This is a genomic window from Clostridium sp. CTA-1, assembly GCF_054768215.1.
Genome location: NZ_BAAAAP010000013.1, coordinates 49487 through 70315, shown reverse-complemented (window position 1 = coordinate 70315; position 20829 = coordinate 49487). Strand labels below are relative to the sequence as shown.

Sequence of the window (20829 nt, the reverse complement as noted above, 5' to 3'; positions counted from 1 at the left end):
ATGGGTAATATTGAACTAATTGATAAAATAGGTTTCTTATCTGCAACCCTTGCTCTACCTTTTCACTATTGGATTCAATACCATTTCTTAAATAAATTTTTAGGCTTTAAAGGAAAAATTTATAAGTTTGTTTTTTTCGTAGTTCTTCTTATTATTTTTAATTTTTTAACTTTGAAAATACAATATCCTTTTAGAATTATAGTAAATGATCTGCTTTGGTTTATACTTTTATGTTATTTGTGTTATGGAAATATTCTTATAAAACTTTATGCTGCTATTGTTCCAGACGCAATTTTATTGCTTATTTATATTACTTTTTTAAGCTTTGATTTTCATATTTCTTCCTACATAAATAGTTTAAATATAGGTTCTGGAAGAGACCTTTTTCTTCTTTGCCTAATAAACCTTGGTCGTGAACTTATAAATTTAGCTCTATTTTTTATGGTTTTGAAAAATATTTGCAAATTTTTAAATTTCAAAGATAGAACTGTAAATACCTATCAAAGCTTATATTTACTTATTCCATGCTTGGCAACTTATAGTTTAATATTGATTTTCTATTTTGTTCAAGCTATTCATGTTGACAATAAAGACTACTATTTATTTTCCATTTTTCCTGGAATTTATTCTGCTGTGCCTCTGGTAAGTATTTCTTTATTAGTTTCTATACTTATCACCGCCTACACCTTTAAGAAAATGCTTGAAGGAGAAGAAATTCAGCAAAAAAACTTATTAATGGAACAACAATTTAAATTGCAAATTGATCACAGTAAAAATCTTGAGGGTGTTTATAGTGGTATTCGCAGAATAATGCATGATATGAACAACCATCTTATTTGCTTAAAAAATCTAGCTAAAAGTAAAAACATTGAAGAGATAAATAACTATCTAGATACTCTTGGTCAAACAATAAATAAGCTGGATTGTAAGATAAAAACAGGCAATGCTGTTTCCGATGCAGTTATAAACGAAAAATATAATATTGCTAAACTGGAAGGTATTGAATTCAGCTGTGATTTTCTAATACCTGAGGGTCTGACACTAAGTTCTGTAGATTTATGTATCATTTTGGGCAATGCTTTAGATAATGCACTGGAAGCTTGTATGAGGATTAAAAATGGAAATATTCACAAAGAAATTTCTGTTAATTCTTATATTAGAGATCTATACCTAATTATTGAGGTTTCAAACAGTGCTACAGATAAAATTCAGTATAATAAGAATAAAATTGTGACTAAAAAAAATGATAAGATCAACCATGGTATAGGAATTTCTAATATAGAAATGATAGTAGAAAAATATAATGGAATTTTAGATATTATAGAAGGAAAAAATAAATTCGTTTTAAATCTTATGCTTAAAGTAAAAGAAACTTAATAATTCCTTATATACCGACTGTAAAAAGGAGATGTTTTAAATGAAAATTAATTCAACTTCTTCTGCTCCAATGTTAAAACAAGTTATGAAAAATACCGGTAAAGATTGCACAAAAAACATGGAAGCAGAGCAAAAAGAAATTGATAAAGAAATCCAAAGTCTTCAGCAAAAGAAGGCTGCTTTAAACAAAGAAATTGATAATATAAAAAATGACTTTGCACCACCCAAACCTAAGGAGGAATTGATCAGACCCCTAAAAGATCAAATTCAGATTTTAGATGCTCAAATTCAGCAAAAGCAAATAGAAAAAATAAAAAAACAAAGTGAAAATATACAGGAAGCTTCAAACGACTCTGATAATGTGAAATCAAATTTTACTCTAGAAGATACTGAAGATAAGATTAACCCTACTTCTAATAATGGAAAAAATAAATCTTCTCTTAAACTATTAAAAAACTTCACTACTCAAACTGGAGTTATAAATGAGGAGAGGATAAAAAATATTTCAAAAAATCCTGATGACCCTAATACTTCTGACTCTACGAAATCCATTACTGAAAAAAAGAGACAGAAATATTTAAAAAATGCTATTGATGCATATAATACAATAGAAAATAGTAATTCAGTTAATTTAGGAACAAATGTGTTATCCTAAATAAAATACAGTTGCCATACACAAACTCCATACTCCAAAATATAAGGTTATATATAGATTTTAATTTAAGCAAATCTATATATAACCTCTTTTTAGCTTTATATAAATATATATTTAAAATTTAATTTAGACTGTATTTTTTAGCTAAACTTCTTTAGTATGAATATATACACTAATTATTATATACTTCCATTTCATTATTAACATATGCTTCACAAGAACGCATAGCTAAAATTGTTTCTTCAAACAATTTATTTAACTCCCATCCAAGCATCTCTGCACCTTGCTTAATTACATCCCGTGAACATCCCGCTGCAAATTTCTTATCCTTAAATTTTTTCTTAAGGCTTGAAAGTTCCATATCCATGACACTCTTAGATGGACGCATTCTTGCAGCTGCACCAATAAGTCCTGTAAGTTCATCTACTGCAAATAATACTTTTTCCATCTGATGCTCTGGTTTAGGAAGTTCTCCTAAGCAAAGTCCATATCCATGACTAGCTGCTGCCCTTATTAATTTTTCATCAAGACCTCGCTGTCTCATAATTTCTTGAGTTTTGATGCAATGCTGTTCTGGATAGATTTCAAAATCTAAATCATGAAGCAACCCAACCATAGACCAAAATTCTGCTTCATCTTCATATCCCAATTTTTCTGCAAAATATTTCATAGTTCCTTCAACTGTTAAAGCATGTTGAATATGAAATGCCTCTTTATTGTATTCATTAAGTAAATTCCACGCTTCTTCCCTTGTTATCATAATAATATCCTCCTTTAAAAATTACAAAATATGAATAAAAATGAATCTTCACTAAAATACTTAAGTTCCCTATCCTTAGATGCAAAAACAAAACTTTTCTATTTATTCTCATTTCTCTTGTTTCATTTAAGTAATTATTATATAATAGTTTACGAACGTTAAATATATTTAGCGTTAGTTTTATTTTACTTTTGTTAGTTATAATTGTCAATACCATTATAGGAGGTTATACCCTAATGAATATAAATTCTATTATTGCTGAAAACCTGAAAACACTTCGTACTGAAAGAAATTTAAGTCTAGGTCAACTTGCTGAATTATCTGGTATTAGTAAAGTCATGCTATCTCAAATTGAAAAAGGTGACACTAATCCTACTATAAATACTTTATGGAAAATAGCTAAAGGATTGAAAGTGCCTTATACATCATTACTTGAGCAAAAAGAACATGATACCTATGTTATAAAGAAAAGGGATATTGAAGCTCAATTTACTGAAGAAGGGCATTATCGAGTATATTGTTACTATACTAGTACACCCTATCGTAATTTTGAACTTTTTCAAATTGAAATTGATGAAGGTTGTTCATATAAGTCTATAGGTCATTCTAAAAAATGCCAAGAATATATTATGGTGTTAGAAGGTGAATTAACATTAGAAGTAAACAATGAAACTTATAAACTAACTCCTGATGATTCAATAAGTTTTTCTGCATCTAATCAACATGTATATATCAATAGTGGAAATGGAACATTAAAAGCTACAATAACAAATTTTTATCCTGCCTAATTATTAGGCAGGATATTTTATGTAGGTCATATAAATTTAATGAAACACTAAAGTAATAATAAAAACTAAAAATTATTTATACTATCTCAAATTATATTTTATCTTTTTCAATACTAATATTTGAACATAGTGCTTCAATATCTCCATTACTTGAAATTACTTCTTTATACCAGTAAAAGCTTTTTTTCTTATAACGTTTTAATGTCCCTGTTCCATCATCATTACGATCTACATAAATAAATCCATAACGTTTCTTTAACTCAGAAGTAGTAAAACTAACTAAATCAATGCACCCCCAAGAAGTATATCCCATTAAGTCTACTCCATCTTCAATTGCTTCTGCTACCTGAATTAAATGATCTCTTAAATATGAAATTCTATAATCATCTAATACTATTTTTGTCCCATCTTCTAGCTCAACTAATTCATCTACAGCTCCTAATCCATTTTCAACTATAAATAATGGTTTTTGATAACGATCATATAATATATTAAGATAGTATCTTAATCCTTTAGGATCAATTTGCCATCCCCATTCGCTTGCTTCTAAATAAGGGTTAGGTATTCCTCCAATAATATTTCCTTCACCTGGTTTTATAGATTTATCACTAGACTCACAAATGCTCATATAATAACTAAATGAAATAAAATCTACAGTATTTTTTAATATTTCTATATCTTCATGTGTAATATCTAACTTAACATTATTTTCTTTAAAAAATCTTTTTGAATACGATGGATAATAACCACGTACTTGAACATCTGAAAAGAAAAAATTTTCTCTTTCTTTATTAAGAGTCTCCCACATATCTTCTGATGATGGTGTCATTGGATATACAGGCATACCTAAAATCATGCATCCTATTTTAGCATCAGGAATAATTTCATGACATGCTTTTACTGCTGTTGCACTAGCTACTAATTCATGATGAATAGCTTGATATATTTCTTGTTTGCTTAATTCTTCTAGTGGTGTATAAATTCCACCACTTAAAAATGGCGCATGAGTAATTGAATTAATTTCATTAAATGTTAACCAGTATTTTACTTTATTTTTATATCTTTTAAAAACTGTACGAGCATACTTATCAAAAAATCCAATCATTTTACGACTTTTCCACCCGTCGTAAGTTTTAGATAAATGTAATGGGGTTTCATAATGAGATATTGTTACTAGTGGTTGTATGCCATACTTCAAGCATTCATCAAAAACATCATCATAAAATTGTAGTCCCTTCTCGTTTGCTTCTTTTTCATCCCCCATTGGAAATATTCTTGACCAAGCAATTGATAACCTAAAAACCTTAAACCCCATTTCTGCAAAAAGCTTAATATCTTCTTTATATCTATGATAAAAATCTATACCTATAAGTTTCATATTATCTTGTGTAGGCTCTAATGTAGGACCAGCTTTTATTCCCTTTGGCGCTACATCTTGCACGCTTAATCCTTTACCATCAATATTATAAGCTCCTTCACATTGGTTAGCTGCAACTGCACCACCCCACAAAAAATTTTCTGGAAAATTTGTTTTCATAATTAATCCCCCATATTTTCATTATTTTTTATTATATCAATAGTTTCTTCATCTAATAATAGATTATACAAAGCTCCATAAAGGTTAGCATCATTATTAAATTTTGTAGCTTGAATAATTGGACTGTGTATTGATTTTTGCAATAATGGCTCTCTCATTCTCAATCTATTAAATGAATTTTCAATTCCTTCAATTAATATTTTATTTGTGCTAATTCCTCCACCTATTACGTACTTCTCTAATTCCAAAGTACATTGAATATTATTAATAAGTTCAGCAATACTATCGCAATAATTTATAAATACTTGATTTGCAAAATCATTGCCTGAAATAATAGATTTAAACACTGCTTCTCCATCTAAAGGATCTGATAAGCCTAAATATTCTCCAATTGTCTTTACCATTCTTACCGCTGAAGCATTAAATCCATGAAACTTTAAATCACTTTTTTCTTCTGATTTATTTATCATAAAACTAATCTCCCCTGCGGAATAATGCTTTCCTTTCCTTAGCTTTTTATTTAGTACTATTCCACCTCCAATTCCCGTACCAAGTATAATTGCAGCACCATCATCAACATCTTGTAAATTCCCTAACCACATCTCTGCAAGAGCTGCTGACTTGCCATCATTTTCTACTGCTACAGGAATTTTATATTTATCCTGTAGAATTGATACTATGGGACAATTATCTAGAAAAGTTAAATTACCTCCTCCATAAATTACTCCTTCCCTTGTATCTACTTTCCCTGGAGCGCTAATACCAATACCACTTATATGTTCAGATTGCTTTTCTACTATTTCTGATAAATCGAATAGCAAATCATCTATATTTCTTGAAGTTCTTTTTTTATTTTTAGAAATAATATTACCTGAATGATCTAAAACTCCGTATTTAATAAAAGTTCCTCCAATATCTATACTTAAATAATGCTTATTATCCATATTATTTTCCCTCTTTTAGCTTATTTGAAAAAGGAAGCCCTTACCCGGGCATCCTCTTAATAATTATTCTAAAACAATAGTGTTAAATGAATGTTCTTCTAATTCAACTTCAAATATTTCACCTGCAAATTCAATATTAGCAATTCTCGAATTATCATTTTTATTTGAAATTACAATAATTATAGATTCATCTGGATTCTTAAAAGCTACTGTATCGACAGAATCTACACCTAAAGTAGTTAATCTTTTTGCCCCTTTTTGAACAAAATGAGAAAAATGTTTCATTACATAGAACTCTGGATTATATATAACTTCTTTAGTTTCTGGATTTACAGTTATCATAGAATTCTGTTCCCATCCCCAAGTACTCATTCCTTTTGGTCCTAAAACAGCATTCCAATACATATATCCATTTACGCCATTTACAATATAATGTCTGAATAAATTAAAAACATATTCTGCATATATCCATGTATTTTTGCCATTACCGCACTCATTTTCAGTTTGGATAAATCTTTTTTCTGGGAATGCTTCAACTGAACGCTGAATAGCATTTTTTCCTGCCCATTGATATCCTACCCCTTTAACATACTTATATGCTTTTGGATCTCTCAATACTAAGCCAGCATAAACATCGAAATCTTGTGTATAATCTTCTAACCATTCAACATAGGGCTCTGGCGCATTAATTGTCCCTAACCAAATTTCACTCTTAATATTATGCTTTTCAAAGGCTGGTCCTAAATAATTTTTAATAAAATCCCTTAATTGCTCTCCTGTCCATCTACAAGATGGAAATTTTTGATCTGCAACAACTTCATTCTGAACATGAACTTGATGAATTGTTATTCCTTCTTCCTTATATGCTTGTACAAATTTAACAAAATAAAGAGCATATGCTTTTAAAACTTTCTCTTCAAAGCGTAGAGTTCCAAAATTGTAAGCCTTCTGTGTTTTCATCCAAGTTGGAGGACTCCATGGAGAAGCTGTTAGAATTATATTAGGATTTCTTTTTAATGCTTCCTTTATATAGGGCATAAGAAGTCTTTTATCCTTTTCAATACTAAATTTCTCCATATCAAAATCGTTTTCATTTTCATTATAGCTATACCATTCTGTTGCATAATCACTTGCTCCAATAGGCATTCTACAAAGATTAAAACGACAATCACCTTTAGTAGAAAATAGTTGATCAAGTACTTTATTTCTTTCATCTTTGTTTAAGTGATTTAATGCTTTCATCCCTAACTCGTTAAAACAACTTCCAAATCCCTCTATGACCCTATTTTCAATTTGTGAAACGTGCAATGTTGGTCTTCCATTCGTAATATTATTAATTTCATTCTTTAAAAATTTATATTTTTTATTAGTTTTATAATGTATAAATTTCATATTCTTCCCCCTTCTATATCTTTCTCTTTTTTAAATCGCTAATAATATTTGGATATATTTTATCTAACTTATAAAATTTAAGTAAAATAATTTGTACGCCTGATAAAATCATTGGTAACCATATAAATAAAATGTTAATAGCATTTATAGCTGTATCGGTTTGAACTTTAGATGATCCATTATAATTACTAAATGCTAATAACCATCCAACAATGGCTGTACCTAATCCAATTCCAATTTTTAATCCAAAGTTTCCTGCACTATAAACTAGTCCCTCCGTTCTAACATTTGTTTTCCATTCGCCATATTCAATTGTATCTGCTAATAAAGCAAAAATAGTAGCAGAAATTAACGCGGTTCCAGTTCCTTTTACAATGATAGAAATATAAATTAACTTAACGCTTGTTAAATCTATTAGAGCAAACAATGAACCTAAAATAAAAATAATAGAACCCAAAATTGCAGTATTCCTTTTACCATACTTTTTTATTAATGGCATCGCAATAGTCAGCATAACAATCAGTGTAGGAATATTTTGTGCTATTGACAATCCTCCAACTAACTTCTTATCATTCAGTATATACTGGGCGTAATAAATCATACTTCCACCCATAATTCCCATATTCATAAAAAGTACAACTAATAATAAGACTATAATTATCCAATATTTATTTTGAATTAAAGCTCTCATTCCATCTTTAAAGGAAATATTTTGCGATTTTTCTTCATTCACTGCTGTAACTCTTTCTTTTGTTGTCTTAAATGTAAGAAAGAACATAAATGTCGCAACTATACCAAATATAGCAAAGGTTATGATCCATGCACTTTGTTCTCCTCCAAATAAAGATACAAGAGGTAAAGCTAAAACACTGACACAAAGTGATCCAGCAGTTGAGCAAAACATTCTATAAATATTAATTTCTGACCTTTCATTTTGATCTTGGGTCATTAAAGAATTTAATACACCATATGGAATATTTATTGCTGTGTAAATTACATTTAATAATACATAGGTTATAACAACATAAGCTAACTTACCATTTTCCCCTATATTAGGAATAGAAAAAAGTAATATTGTACTTATTCCAAAAGGAATTGCCATCCATAAAATCCATGGTCTAGCTTTACCATACTTTGTTTTTGTTTTATCAACTACAATTCCTGAAGCAATATCCATAAACCCTGCAATTATACGAACAACTAACATAAGTGTACTTATTATCGCTGCTCTCATTCCCATAACGTCAGTATAGAAGTATAATATAAACATACTAAGAGAATTCCAAACCAAATTACATGCAAAATCTCCTAATCCATATCCAAGTTTCTCAGAAAAATTAATCATTTCTTTATTTGGATCATTATTAACTTTATAATTTACTGTGTTCACCTATATTCTCCCTCCTTTGATCTATAAATCATCTGATTCTGCACAAAGATATACACTAAATTTATTTTTAAAATACTATATTAACGTTAACAGTAAGCGTTATCTTTATTGCACTTTAATTTTATAATCAACTTATGATAAAATCTATATCATAAATCAATGGATTTATACCATTTTTAAATGTATTGGAGTGAGAATTATGGACAAGAACTGGCTAGATAAAGTAAAAAAATTACCCTCTGTGGATTCAAATATTAGGTTTTTTGGCGGACATAAGCATAATGTTGAAAAAGGTTGGTCAGCTTTAGAGGAGTATCATCATGCATTTGAAATTTTAATAGTTTTAGATGGTAAACAGCTAACAGAAGCTAATAAACATGAATATATAATCAATAAAAATGAAATTCTCTTAATACCACCAGGATATAGACATACAAATACCTGTATTTCCAAAGACGGTATGACATATTTCTGTGCTCATTTTGATATCGATGAACCACAAATTCATCATGATTTTATATGTTATTGTGATTTTATATTTACAGAGAAAAATATAATACATTCATGTTTAAAGGATATTTTAATTAAATGGATTGACTTATTGAATGCCGATACTTCACCTATGCTTATTAAATTACAGTCTGAAATTATACTAATTGAATTAATCATGGAACTCATTAAATATTGTGAAACAAAAAAAATATTAGAAGTTAAAAGTAATGATAGTAGACTTTATTATGCTCGTTGTATATCTGAAAAAATCAAACAAAACTTCCGTGAATTTTGTCTTAATCCATCTGAAGATAAATTAAAAACACTAACAATTAAGTATATAGCTAATCAACTAAATATAAGCACCGGGTATTTATTAGTTAACTTTAAATCTGTTTATAATATTTCACCTAAAACCTATCTTAATCAGCTAAAATTTAATGAATCTAAAATACTTTTAGGTCAACCTAACATTAGTCTATCAGAAATAAGTGAACGTATAGGCTATAGGAATGTTTCGCATTTCAGTCGTCAATTTAAATTATGGAGTGGAATAAGCCCCCATGAGTTTAGAAATATATTACAAATAAAAAAATAATAAGCTAATAGAGTATAGCTCCTTTAGCTTATTTATATCTTGCTTATAATAATTTATTTAAATTATATTTATAGTGTTCTGCTATTCTATTAGCTGCCTTCATACCAGTACTTAAAGCCCCTTGAATCCATGCATGTGTTTGTGATATATGCTCACCCGCAAAATATACTCTTCCATCATACTCTGACTGTTCTGATGCATATGCAAAAAGACTCTGTTGTTGTTCCTTATAATGACTAATTCCTCCATAGAAACCTTGTTCATGATCCCATTCTATTGTCTTATAAGACTCTACTATTGAATCAAGATATCCTCTACTTAGACCATGTACCTGCTCAACCTGTCGCTTTACTAATTCCACTCGTATCTTCTCATCCATGTTACCTAACCGTACAGCATCAAGATTTAGATTGTAGGATGCTAAAAGAACTCCTGGATTACTCCATGATTTATACTTCTTATGTTTTTTATATCTCTTTTTATTTTTACTAATCTCTATATTTTTGCTAAGGTGATTATTTGGATACCATATACTTGAGATTATTAAATCTGTACTCGAACTACCACCTATTATTCTCTCATTTTTATCTCCTTCTTCCCAAAAGCTATTATTACATAGAAGTAATGTTTTTTGAGCTGCTTCATAACCTACTTCTTTAATTGCTTGCATTTTTTCTGGAGTAAACTTAGGATATATTTCTACATTACGAAGACTTGAGAATGGTATTGCACAAATTATATAATCAAAATCTTCACAATGTGTTTCTAAAGATTTTTCTTCTCTATATTTAATTCTAATCTTCTTTTTTTCATCAATCTTATAAATCCCAGTTACTGTTCGTCCATTCTTCCAATTTACCTTTCCTAAATTAGAATTGGATATGTTTGTGTATTCTTTAGGATTTTTAGATATTAAAGAATTATAAAAAGATATAGGTAAATTAGATAGCCCTCCCTTTATATAATATCTATAATAATCATTTACAATATATTGGTCTTGTAAGTTTTCAATATAGCTACCATAGTAAAAATAACCTATAATTGGAGAAAGATATGATAACAATTCTATAGCCCCTTGACTTAACCCCTTATCTTCCATAACTTCTCTTGTACTTAGCGCTCCTAATTCCTTTACCTTTGGCGAATACTCTTTCTTTATCTGTAATATTTCTTTTTTTGTACTAGTATCTAGCTTATTCAATTCGCTTTCTAATGCATAACTCAAAATTTCTTGCCATGATTCATTTTTTTCAAAGGTAGACAAATTAAATTCTGGATATATGTTCTTCATTACACTTCTGCCCTCTGGATCGTTCCTTGCACGTTTGTTTCTGATATATATAATTCCATTTTCATTTTCCTGAACAAAGGGTCTAGTTTCTAACCCAAAAATATCTATATAATGCCAAGTTGTTTCATGACTTACGGGTATACGCATAGCACCAAGTTCACCATAAATTTTTTTATCTTTATCAAAATAATACGTATATATCCTTCCTCCAACACGTTCTTTTTGCGCTTCAAAAATTGTTATATTAAAACCAAGTTTTCTAAGTTCAAAGGCAGAAGATAATCCTGCAACTCCTCCACCTATTATCCCAATCTTAGTCCCCTTACCTTTACCCGGAGAAATAATCTTTGTAATATCTGCTTGAGGCCCAAGTAATTCTTTTATATTATTGTAGTCTTCTATTCTCCCCACTTCTTCTAATGCTGACTTTAGCATATTATCTCTTTCCTCATAAGTTGGATTGTTAGGCTGTATAAATTCATTTATATTCAAATAATTCAACCCCTTAAGTTAGTCTTAACATCAATAATATTGTTAATATTATTCTTATATGAAATATGAAGTTAAGCCTTTTATACTAAGAATATATATGTCTTTCTATTTCAGCATTTATAATCTATGAAAAGTTAAAATTAGTATTCATTATTTAATAGTATTCTAAATATCATTTTTTTATGTTATTATTTTTATTTATTTTGCTTGTCCACAGATACAGTTCATCACACTTTAAGTAAAAAAGTTTGGACTTTCCCATATACAATATAATTAATATATTTTCAAGTTCAGGGTTCTATTATATTTTTATACAAAAGGAGCTAGTAAAACTTAATATATTTTACTAGCTCCTTTTGTATTAGGTCCCACAATAGGTTTGATACGGACAAGTTGATGGTTCAGGCAATTTAGAGTAATAATCCTGTTCTTTAGAGTGATCATATGGTTTTGAAAGAGCATCTAAAAGTTTCTCCATCACATTATAGTCTCCTTCTTTCACCGCAGCCTCTAGTGCTTCTTCTACCCTGTGATTACGTGGGATTACTGATGGATTACTACTTTTCATAAGCTGTTTTGAAGAGGGCTTTGATTCTTCTTGTCTTGTTAGCCTCTCCTGCCATAGCTTATACCACTTATCAAATTCCACTTTACCAAACAGTACCGTATCCTCTATATTATCAAAAGTCAATGCGCGGAATGTATTGGTATAATCTGCACCATACTTATGCATTATACTTAGAAGATCTTCAATTAGGTATTCATCCTGAAACTCTTCGTTAAATATCCCAAGTTTTGCCCTCATTCCAGAAAGCCAATTATTCTTATACAACTTAGTAAAATCTGAAACCGCATTTTCTGCTATCTTGATAGCCTCATTTGGATTAATATGCAACAATGGTAACAGAGTTTCAGCAAGCCTTGCAAGATTCCATGCAGCAATATTAGGTTGATTACCATAGGCATATCTACCATAAATATCAATGGAACTAAATACAGTTTCAGGGTCATATGCATCCATGAATGCGCAAGGACCATAATCAATTGTTTCTCCACTAATTGTCATGTTATCGGTATTCATTACTCCATGAACAAAACCAATCTGTTGCCATTTTGCAATAAGATCAGCCTGTTTTTTGATTACCTCCTGAAGCAAAAAAAGATAAGGGTTCTCTTTATCATACCCTACTTTAAAATGTCTTTCCAAAGTATAATCAGCTAGGGCTCTAAGCTCTTCAACTGTCCCCCATCTTGAAACGTATTCAAATGTACCAACACGTATATGACTGGCAGCTACACGAGTTAGTATCGCACCGGGTAGCTCAGTTTCTCGCATTATTGACTCACCTGTTGTAACCACAGCTAGACTACGAGTGCTAGGAATTCCTAATGCATTCATTGCCTCACTTATAATGTATTCTCTTAACATTGGACCTAGCGCTGCTTTTCCATCGCCTCCTCGTGAATATGAAGTTCTACCTGAACCCTTAAGCTGAATATCAAATCTCTCACCTAGTGGAGTGATATGTTCCCCTATCAGTAGAGCTCTTCCATCACCCAACATGGTAAAATGCCCGAATTGATGTCCTGCATATGCTTGAGCAAGAGGTATAGCCCCTTCTGGAGTCTTGTTTCCTGAAAGTATATCTACTCCATCAGCACTTTGTAGTACTTGGGCATTTAATCCTAAGGATGTTATTAACGGATAATTCAATATAGCTAATTTTGGTGAAGGTACACGGCTTGGGCTTTGCCTAGTAAAAAATATTTCTGGAAGGCTAGCATAGCTATTTTCTAAATTCAAGCCTGTTTTTATTATTACTTTTCTTTCTTTCATTGTATCTCCTTTTCTTCTCTTATTTTTTATATAAATTTTTTACATGAAACAAAATCGTAGTTTCTATTACTTTTCAGATATAAACTTCTATGATAACTAAACTATTTTTAGTTTATACTTCTAAAAATTTATTATTCCCGCTACATTTCTCTTTATCTCCTAACTCTTTAATAACTTAATCTATGAATTTATATTTTATCTCTCTATAATGCCAATATATAATAATATTAATTAAATATTTAATATAAAATTCATGTAAAATTTAAAATAACCCAATGTAAGTAATAATGTTATTACTTACATTGGGTTATAAATCAAAATTACATTTTAATTTTATTCTCTAATTTAACTATAGCTTCTTTCATTCTTTTTACTTTAGTCTCTTCTTTTTTAGCTGATGTTATCCATTGAATATATTTACGTTTTTGAGAATATGATAGAGATTCATAAAAATCATTTGCTATCTTATTATTAGAAAGCTTAACTTTAAATTCTTCCGGTACAATAACTATACGTTCTTTCTCATCCTTTTGTAGTTCAACTTTTATAATATCTCCATAAGTTTTATCAATCTTATTTCTTATCTCCTTAGTGATTCCAATTATATAACAAGCTAATCCCATATTTACAATTGAGCCCCTATATTGTTCATTTTCGAATTTTACTAATACCTTAACTCTTTTGGCTGAAAACTCCTTTTCAACATCGAAAGGTATCTCTATATATGTAGCATCTTTTCCTTCAATTTTTTTTATCTCTGCTTCAAAAGTATAAGTTTTCATATAAGTTTTAATCCTCCTATGTAAAAATGATACATTTCTTTATAAATAGACTATATATTATTTAAAATTATATTACTTATTACTAACTCATCCTTTGCAATCAGATTATAACATAAATCAATGACATTTTTAACATTATTGGCTTGTTTCCTTATATTTCATCATATTCCATTTATTTATCCCCCACAGATACTCTTTACCGTATCATAAAAAAAGATGGTAAGTATAAAAAACTTTCTAAGCTATTAAGCAGTAAAGTTAAAGGAAATTTAATGACTTTTCTTTTAGTCCTCTATCCATATTTATGTTACATGTATTTATAATACTTTACTAGTAAATAATAAACATGTCTTATTAAATTAAAATCTTAGGAGGGAGAAATATTTTATGGCAAAAATTATGAAAACAATGGATGGAAACCAAGCAGCTGCTGAGGCATCCTATGCTTTTACTGAAGTTGCAGCTATCTATCCAATTACACCTTCCACTCCTATGGCAGAAGGTGTAGACGAGTGGTCTGCTCATGGGAAAAAAAATATATTTGGTCAGTCTGTAAAAGTTGTTGAAATGCAATCTGAAGCTGGAGCTTCTGGAACTGTTCATGGCTCCTTAGTTGCTGGTGCACTAACAACTACATACACTGCTTCTCAAGGTTTGTTATTAATGATTCCTAATCTATATAAAATAGCTGGTGAACTATTACCTGGTGTATTTCATGTATCTGCTAGAGCCCTAGCCACTCATGCTCTATCAATTTTTGGTGATCATCAAGATGTAATGGCTACAAGACAGACTGGTGTAGCACTTTTAGCAGCTTCAAATGTTCAAGAAGTAATGGACTTAGCAAACATAGCACATCTATCCGCTATTAAATCTAAAGTTCCATTCTTACATTTTTTTGATGGCTTTAGAACTTCTCACGAATACCAAAAAATTGAAACTATTGATTATAATGATGTAGCTAAATTAGTAGATTATGATGCTCTAAAAGAATTTAAATCTAGGGCATTAAATCCAGAACATCCTACTCTTAAAGGAACTGCTCAAAATCCAGATATTTATTTTCAGGGAAGAGAAGCATCAAATAAGTTCTATAAAGAAGTACCTAATATTGTTGAAAACTACATGCGAGAAATAGAAAAAATTACAGGAAGATCCTATCATCCTTTTGATTATTATGGAGATCCTAATGCAGAAAATATTATAGTTGCTATGGGTTCTGTATGTGATACTATAGAAGAAACGGTAGATTATCTAATAAATAAAGGAGAAAAAGTAGGCGTTATAAAAATTCACTTATATCGTCCATTCTGTCCAACATATTTTATGAAATCTCTACCTAAAACTGTTAAAAAAATTGCTGTTCTTGACCGTACAAAAGAACCTGGTTCAATAGGAGAACCTATATATCTTGATGTATGTAAAGTATTCTATAATACAAAAGATAAGCCTATTATTGTAGGTGGTAGATATGGTTTAGGATCTAAAGATACAAGACCTTCTCAAATTATTTCAGTATTTGATAATTTAAATCAAGATAACCCTAAGGATGGATTCACAATAGGAATTACTGATGATGTTACCAATACATCATTACCTGAAAAGGATGTAGTTGACACAACTCCTGAGGGTACTATAAGTTGTAAATTCTGGGGATTAGGTTCTGATGGAACAGTAGGTGCAAATAAAACTGCTGTAAAAATTATTGGAGATAATACAGATTTATATGCTCAGGCATACTTCTCTTATGACAGTAAAAAATCTGGCGGTAGCACCATTTCCCATTTAAGATTTGGAAAGGATAAAATAAAATCACCTTATTTAATTTATAATGCAGATTATATTGCTTGCCATAACAAATCCTTTATATACAATTTTGATGTTCTAAAGGGATTAAAGAAAAATGGCACATTTGTATTAAATTGTCCTTGGGATGAAGCAGAACTAGAAGAAAAACTACCAGCTTCTATGAAAAAATATATAGCAGAAAATAATATAAATTTTTATATTATTGATGGTATATCTATTGCACAAAACATAGGTTTAGGCGGTCGAATTAATATGATAATGCAATCTGCGTTCTTTAAATTGGCTAATGTAATACCTGTAAATGAAGCTGTAGAGCTTTTAAAAAACTCAGTTGAAAAAACTTATGGTAAAAAAGGTGAAAAGATTGTAGAAATGAACAAAGCAGCTATTGATACAGGTATTGATGCAGTACACAAGGTTAATATTCCATCTTCATGGAAAAATGCTGAAACTGAACCAACATCAATGAAAAAAGAACCTGATTTCATAAAAAAAGTTCAAAGACCTATGTCTAGACATGAAGGAGATGAACTCCCTGTTAGCGCTTTTAATGGAATGGAAGATGGTACTTTCCCATTAGGAACCACTTCTTACGAAAAACGTGGTATTGCTGTTATGATTCCAGAATGGCAAATTGATAAATGCATTCAATGTAATCAGTGCTCCTATATTTGTCCTCATTCAGTAATAAGAGCTTACTTATTAGATAAAGATGAAAAAGAAAAGGCACCTGATACATTTGAAACAAAAAAAGCTGCTGGAAAAGGGTTAGAAGATTTAGAATATCGTATTCAAATAAGTTCATTAGATTGTACAGGATGTGGTAATTGTGCAGATGTTTGTCCAGCACCAGGTAAAGCCTTAATTATGAAAAATGCGGAAGAACAAATTGAAATGCAATCTGAAAACTGGGAATTTGGTCTTAATATTACTACTAAAGAAAATTTAATGGATCCAAAAACATTAAAAGGCAGCCAGTTTATAAGACCATTACTAGAGTTTCACGGAGCTTGTCCTGGATGTGGAGAAACTCCATATATTAAACTTCTAACACAACTCTTTGGCGATAGAATGATGATTGCCAATGCTACTGGATGTTCATCTATTTGGGGAGGTAGTGCTCCATCAATTCCATATACTACAAATTCACAAGGCAAAGGTCCTTCTTGGGGTAATTCTCTATTTGAAGATAATGCTGAATATGGTTATGGAATGTACCTTGCTGTAAAACAGGTCAGAGAAAGATTGGCTAATTTAATGCAAGAAGCATTAAATATGGAAATTAACCAGAATCTTAAGGATGCTTTTAAACAATGGTTGGATTCAATGGATGATGGTGAAGGCTCAAAAACTGCTACAGCAAAAATACTAGAAACTATATCAAATGAAAATTATCAAAATAATCTTATCTTAAATGAAATAATGGAGAAAAAAGATTATCTTATAAAGAAATCTCACTGGATGATAGGTGGAGATGGTTGGGCATATGATATAGGCTTTGGCGGCTTAGATCACGTGTTAGCTTCTGGAGATGATGTTAATATATTTGTAATGGATACAGAAATCTATTCTAATACTGGTGGTCAATGCTCCAAGTCTACTCAAACTGGTGCCATAGCTAAATTTGCTGCTGCTGGTAAAAAAATTAAGAAAAAAGATCTTGGGCTTATGGCAATGAGTTATGGATATGTATATGTGGCTCAAATAGCTATGGGTGCAAATATGAACCATACTATTAAAACAATTGCGGAAGCAGAAGCATATAAAGGACCTTCATTAATAATTGCATATGCTCCTTGTATTAGTCATGGAATAAAAACAGGCATGGGAACAAGTATAGCAGAAGAGAAAAAAGCAGTCCAATCAGGTTATTGGCATCTTTATAGATATAATCCAATGTTAAAAGAAGAAGATAAGAATCCATTCATCTTAGATTCAAAAGAACCAACAAAACCTTTTAAAGAATTTATTCAAGGAGAAGTTCGATACTCTTCTCTAATGAATGTATTCCCTGATATTGCTGCAAAAATGTCAGATATGGCTGAACAACATGCTCGTGAAAGATACGACAACTATAGGCATTTAGCAGATAAATAGTATAAATCAAAAATAGAAGGGAACCTATAAGTTTCCCTTCTATTTTTGATTAGTATCTACCCATTCTTTGGCATTTCTCACTTCAACTTCACTTGGGATAGATACATTACAAATAGGTTTCATACTTTCGATATTTGCCCACGCAGCAGTATCATGCTTTTCTATAGGCATCGCCATAAAACTTTCCTTATTATTGTTTTTATCCACTACTATCGCACCCTTCAATTATATCTTTAGTTTATTTTAGTATTCCCTAAATAGATTTACATTAATCTAAATCTATTATATATTTTAAAATTTAAGTCTTATAATATCATTGTGAATTCCAAACCAAATTATATGCAAAATCTTCTAATTCATATCCAATTTTTTAAAAAATTAACAATTTATTTATTTACCTCACTACTTATTTTATAATTTGTATGCACTCATACTTCCATCCGAAATTCAACCACATGACTAAATTTCTTTCTAAGGACTGAATAAGTTCAGCGTGACTTTTCATTAACACTTATATCCTTTTTTCTTATATAACAAATAGTTCAAGAGTTTTAAAACTTTATCTAGTCATTAAATAATGCTACAATTTTGTAAATATAATCTATTTCATTTCTAAGCTGCTTATCTTTTTTCTCCTGAATTAACCTTATTACTTCTTTAGAGTTATCTGTAATAATACTATCTACTTGTAACTCTATAAACTTTTCCATTTTTTCGGGATCATTTATTGTCCAAACATGAATCCTCTTATTATTTTTATGCACTTTCTCAATAAATTCTGGCGTTGCAACGGCTTCTTCTACACTTAAGAAGTCCACATTCAATGCAGTAACATCTCCCATACCTGCAAATACAATATATCCCACTTTGATTCTAGAATTTAAATTTTTTACCTTTTGCAGGACATTATAATCTAATGACGTAACTACACATTGATCTACAAAATTATTGTCCTCTATAAGCTTTACTACCCTTTCTTCTAGCTTTTGATCATGTCCATTCAGTTTAATTTCTATATTCAGCTTTATATTTTTATTGGCTGATTTCATAATGCTGTCCAAGGTTGGAATTTTCTCGCCAGCAAACTTAGGTGAAAAATGACTTCCCACATCTAATTTTTCTACTTCATCAAAGGTCAATTCCCAAATATTTTTGTTTACCCCTGTATTGTTCTTTAAATTGGTATCGTGGGTTAAAACCACCACTCCATCCTTTGTTTCCTGTACGTCTAGCTCACTATAATCTGCTTTGTTGTCAATAGCGCTTAAAAGTGAACTCATAGTATTATCTGGTGCATTAACAGCATCTCCCCTGTGAGCGGTAACAGTAACCAAATTGTTATTAGCATCGAATTCATAAGTAATAAAATAAATATAGGAAAGCCATGTAAATATCATTATTCCTAGCACACTAACTGCTATTAATTTTTTCTTATGTCGATTAAATAAATTTTGCCAGTTTATTTTGCTTGGTGTTACTGTAATAATCATAGGGGTTGGTTCTACACCATCTTTCATTTTGGCTTGTCTATAGTACAATTGAGTAATCAACATAATAGTAAGTGGAGAAATAAATAAAGTGGCTATCATGACTAATATTCCACCCATTGTTGTAACAAAGGAAAGAATAGTTACAAATAGTTTCACATTTCCTTTTAGTACTTCATTTAAAAGCACCATACCAATTCCCACTAAAATCACCACTACTGCTACAATAGCAAAAATACTTAAGTTCCAGAAAAACATAGTAGTCCAAATTTTAAGAAAAGATCCTTTTACAAGCTGTGAACTCCTCTTTAATGCACTAAAAAAATCCTTTCCTTCCAATACTACAACGTGTAATGAAAAAATCCATCTAATTAAAAAATATAATAGTATAAAAAATACAATTGCATATAAACTTATCCATTTTGGTGTTTTGTATACTACATCCATAATAAAGGCTGGTATTTCAATCTTCGGGAGTAAACTTGAAGACAACCCCATTGAACTAGCTACAAAAGGAATAATAAAAAGAACATATATTACAATTGGAATAGAGCCTATTTTTATAATACCTCTAATACTTTTCATTGCTGTAAAAAAAGATGCTTTTGCTGAAATCTTTTTATCAAAGTATGTTTCCTGTGATATTACAATAAGCCCTGCATATTCTATAAAAATAAAAAGGAAGCTAAGAATTCCCAAAATTAAAATTGTCAAAATTCCTGGAATACTTCCTATAAAACTTAATATTTGGTTATTTGCCATCATCTTCATCCCTCTTAGATGCATAAAATAATTTAGCACCATTGTAATAAATGGGAGAAATATAAAGCTTGTCAACACTTTGTATGTCGATTCAAATCCAATATTTATAAAAAAACTCTTTTTAAAATAGGTGAAATTTTTTCTTATCATCTTTAATGTGGATATGGGTTTATTATGCTTTGTCTCCATTCTCGTTGTCATTGATCTGTCCCCTTTACATTTTCTTCTTCAATTTAGCTACAATAAATACCGCTAAAATTAACATACATTATTATGTTTTTCTTATATAATAACAACCATTTCATTGTTTTTAAATATGTTTTTTATAAATAATATATA

15 protein-coding genes are annotated in these 20829 nt (G+C 29.9%); 5 read left to right on the top strand and 10 right to left on the bottom strand.

The features are described 5' to 3' along the window. Together ACYUEW_RS12085 and ACYUEW_RS12080 are read left to right on the top strand one after the other, a co-directional pair. Positions 1–1377 (top strand): sensor histidine kinase, encoded by a 1377-nt coding sequence (locus ACYUEW_RS12085; protein ID WP_257413107.1) that lies wholly within the window; start codon positions 1–3, stop codon positions 1375–1377. A 40-nt stretch (positions 1378–1417) separates the two neighbouring features. Further along, positions 1418–2032, top strand: a complete 615-nt coding sequence (locus ACYUEW_RS12080; protein WP_460276856.1) for a FlxA-like family protein — start codon at positions 1418–1420, stop codon at positions 2030–2032. A gap of 172 nt (positions 2033–2204) precedes the next feature. Here ACYUEW_RS12080 and ACYUEW_RS12075 read toward each other — a convergent pair whose 3' ends face one another. Next, on the bottom strand, positions 2205–2792 hold the full coding sequence (locus ACYUEW_RS12075; RefSeq protein ID WP_257413105.1) for a hydrolase: 588 nt from the start codon (positions 2790–2792) through the stop codon (positions 2205–2207). Positions 2793–3028: 236 nt separating this feature from the next. Here ACYUEW_RS12075 and ACYUEW_RS12070 point away from each other — a divergent pair, with 236 nt between their 5' ends. After that, a complete protein-coding gene (locus ACYUEW_RS12070; protein ID WP_003487117.1) occupies positions 3029–3580 on the top strand; it encodes a helix-turn-helix domain-containing protein in 552 nt (183 codons plus the stop codon). A 91-nt stretch (positions 3581–3671) separates the two neighbouring features. Here ACYUEW_RS12070 and ACYUEW_RS12065 read toward each other — a convergent pair whose 3' ends face one another. From ACYUEW_RS12065 to ACYUEW_RS12050, 4 genes are all read right to left on the bottom strand, one after another. Continuing rightward, entirely contained in the window at positions 3672–5117 is a 1446-nt protein-coding gene (locus ACYUEW_RS12065; RefSeq protein WP_257413104.1) for a glycoside hydrolase family 1 protein, read from the bottom strand. A gap of 2 nt (positions 5118–5119) precedes the next feature. After that, positions 5120–6061, bottom strand: a complete 942-nt coding sequence (locus ACYUEW_RS12060) for an ROK family protein (RefSeq protein WP_076177790.1) — start codon at positions 6059–6061, stop codon at positions 5120–5122. Between the two features lie 63 nt (positions 6062–6124). Then, positions 6125–7453: a glycoside hydrolase family 30 protein gene (locus ACYUEW_RS12055; protein WP_460276855.1), complete on the bottom strand. Its 1329-nt coding sequence runs from the start codon at positions 7451–7453 to the stop codon at positions 6125–6127. Between the two features lie 13 nt (positions 7454–7466). Further along, a complete protein-coding gene (locus ACYUEW_RS12050; protein ID WP_460276854.1) occupies positions 7467–8843 on the bottom strand; it encodes an MFS transporter in 1377 nt (458 codons plus the stop codon). Positions 8844–9042: 199 nt separating this feature from the next. Here ACYUEW_RS12050 and ACYUEW_RS12045 point away from each other — a divergent pair, with 199 nt between their 5' ends. After that, a complete protein-coding gene (locus ACYUEW_RS12045) occupies positions 9043–9933 on the top strand; it encodes a helix-turn-helix domain-containing protein (protein WP_257413101.1) in 891 nt (296 codons plus the stop codon). Between the two features lie 43 nt (positions 9934–9976). Here ACYUEW_RS12045 and ACYUEW_RS12040 read toward each other — a convergent pair whose 3' ends face one another. The 3 genes from ACYUEW_RS12040 to ACYUEW_RS12030 all read right to left on the bottom strand — a co-directional run bounded on the left by ACYUEW_RS12040 (position 9977) and on the right by ACYUEW_RS12030 (position 14335). After that, positions 9977–11716, bottom strand: coding sequence for a flavin monoamine oxidase family protein (locus ACYUEW_RS12040; RefSeq protein ID WP_460276853.1), 1740 nt, complete (start codon positions 11714–11716; stop codon positions 9977–9979). A 361-nt stretch (positions 11717–12077) separates the two neighbouring features. Further along, the gene (locus ACYUEW_RS12035; protein ID WP_460276852.1) at positions 12078–13553 is read right to left on the bottom strand and encodes a protein adenylyltransferase SelO; all 1476 of its coding nucleotides are present in this window, start codon (positions 13551–13553) and stop codon (positions 12078–12080) included. 320 nt (positions 13554–13873) lie between these two features. Beyond that, positions 13874–14335 (bottom strand): YdeI/OmpD-associated family protein, encoded by a 462-nt coding sequence (locus ACYUEW_RS12030; protein ID WP_460276851.1) that lies wholly within the window; start codon positions 14333–14335, stop codon positions 13874–13876. A 387-nt stretch (positions 14336–14722) separates the two neighbouring features. On the opposite strand from ACYUEW_RS12030, the gene nifJ reads away from it, so the two are divergent. Beyond that, positions 14723–18241, top strand: coding sequence for a pyruvate:ferredoxin (flavodoxin) oxidoreductase (gene nifJ, locus ACYUEW_RS12025; RefSeq protein WP_460276850.1), 3519 nt, complete (start codon positions 14723–14725; stop codon positions 18239–18241). A gap of 39 nt (positions 18242–18280) precedes the next feature. Here the strand turns inward: nifJ and ACYUEW_RS12020 are convergent, their stop codons facing one another. After that, positions 18281–18448, bottom strand: a complete 168-nt coding sequence (locus ACYUEW_RS12020; protein ID WP_061329843.1) for a CDIF630_02480 family spore surface protein — start codon at positions 18446–18448, stop codon at positions 18281–18283. A 356-nt stretch (positions 18449–18804) separates the two neighbouring features. After that, positions 18805–20691, bottom strand: coding sequence for a glycerophosphoryl diester phosphodiesterase membrane domain-containing protein (locus ACYUEW_RS12015; protein ID WP_460276849.1), 1887 nt, complete (start codon positions 20689–20691; stop codon positions 18805–18807). Positions 20692–20829: the final 138 nt, after the last annotated feature.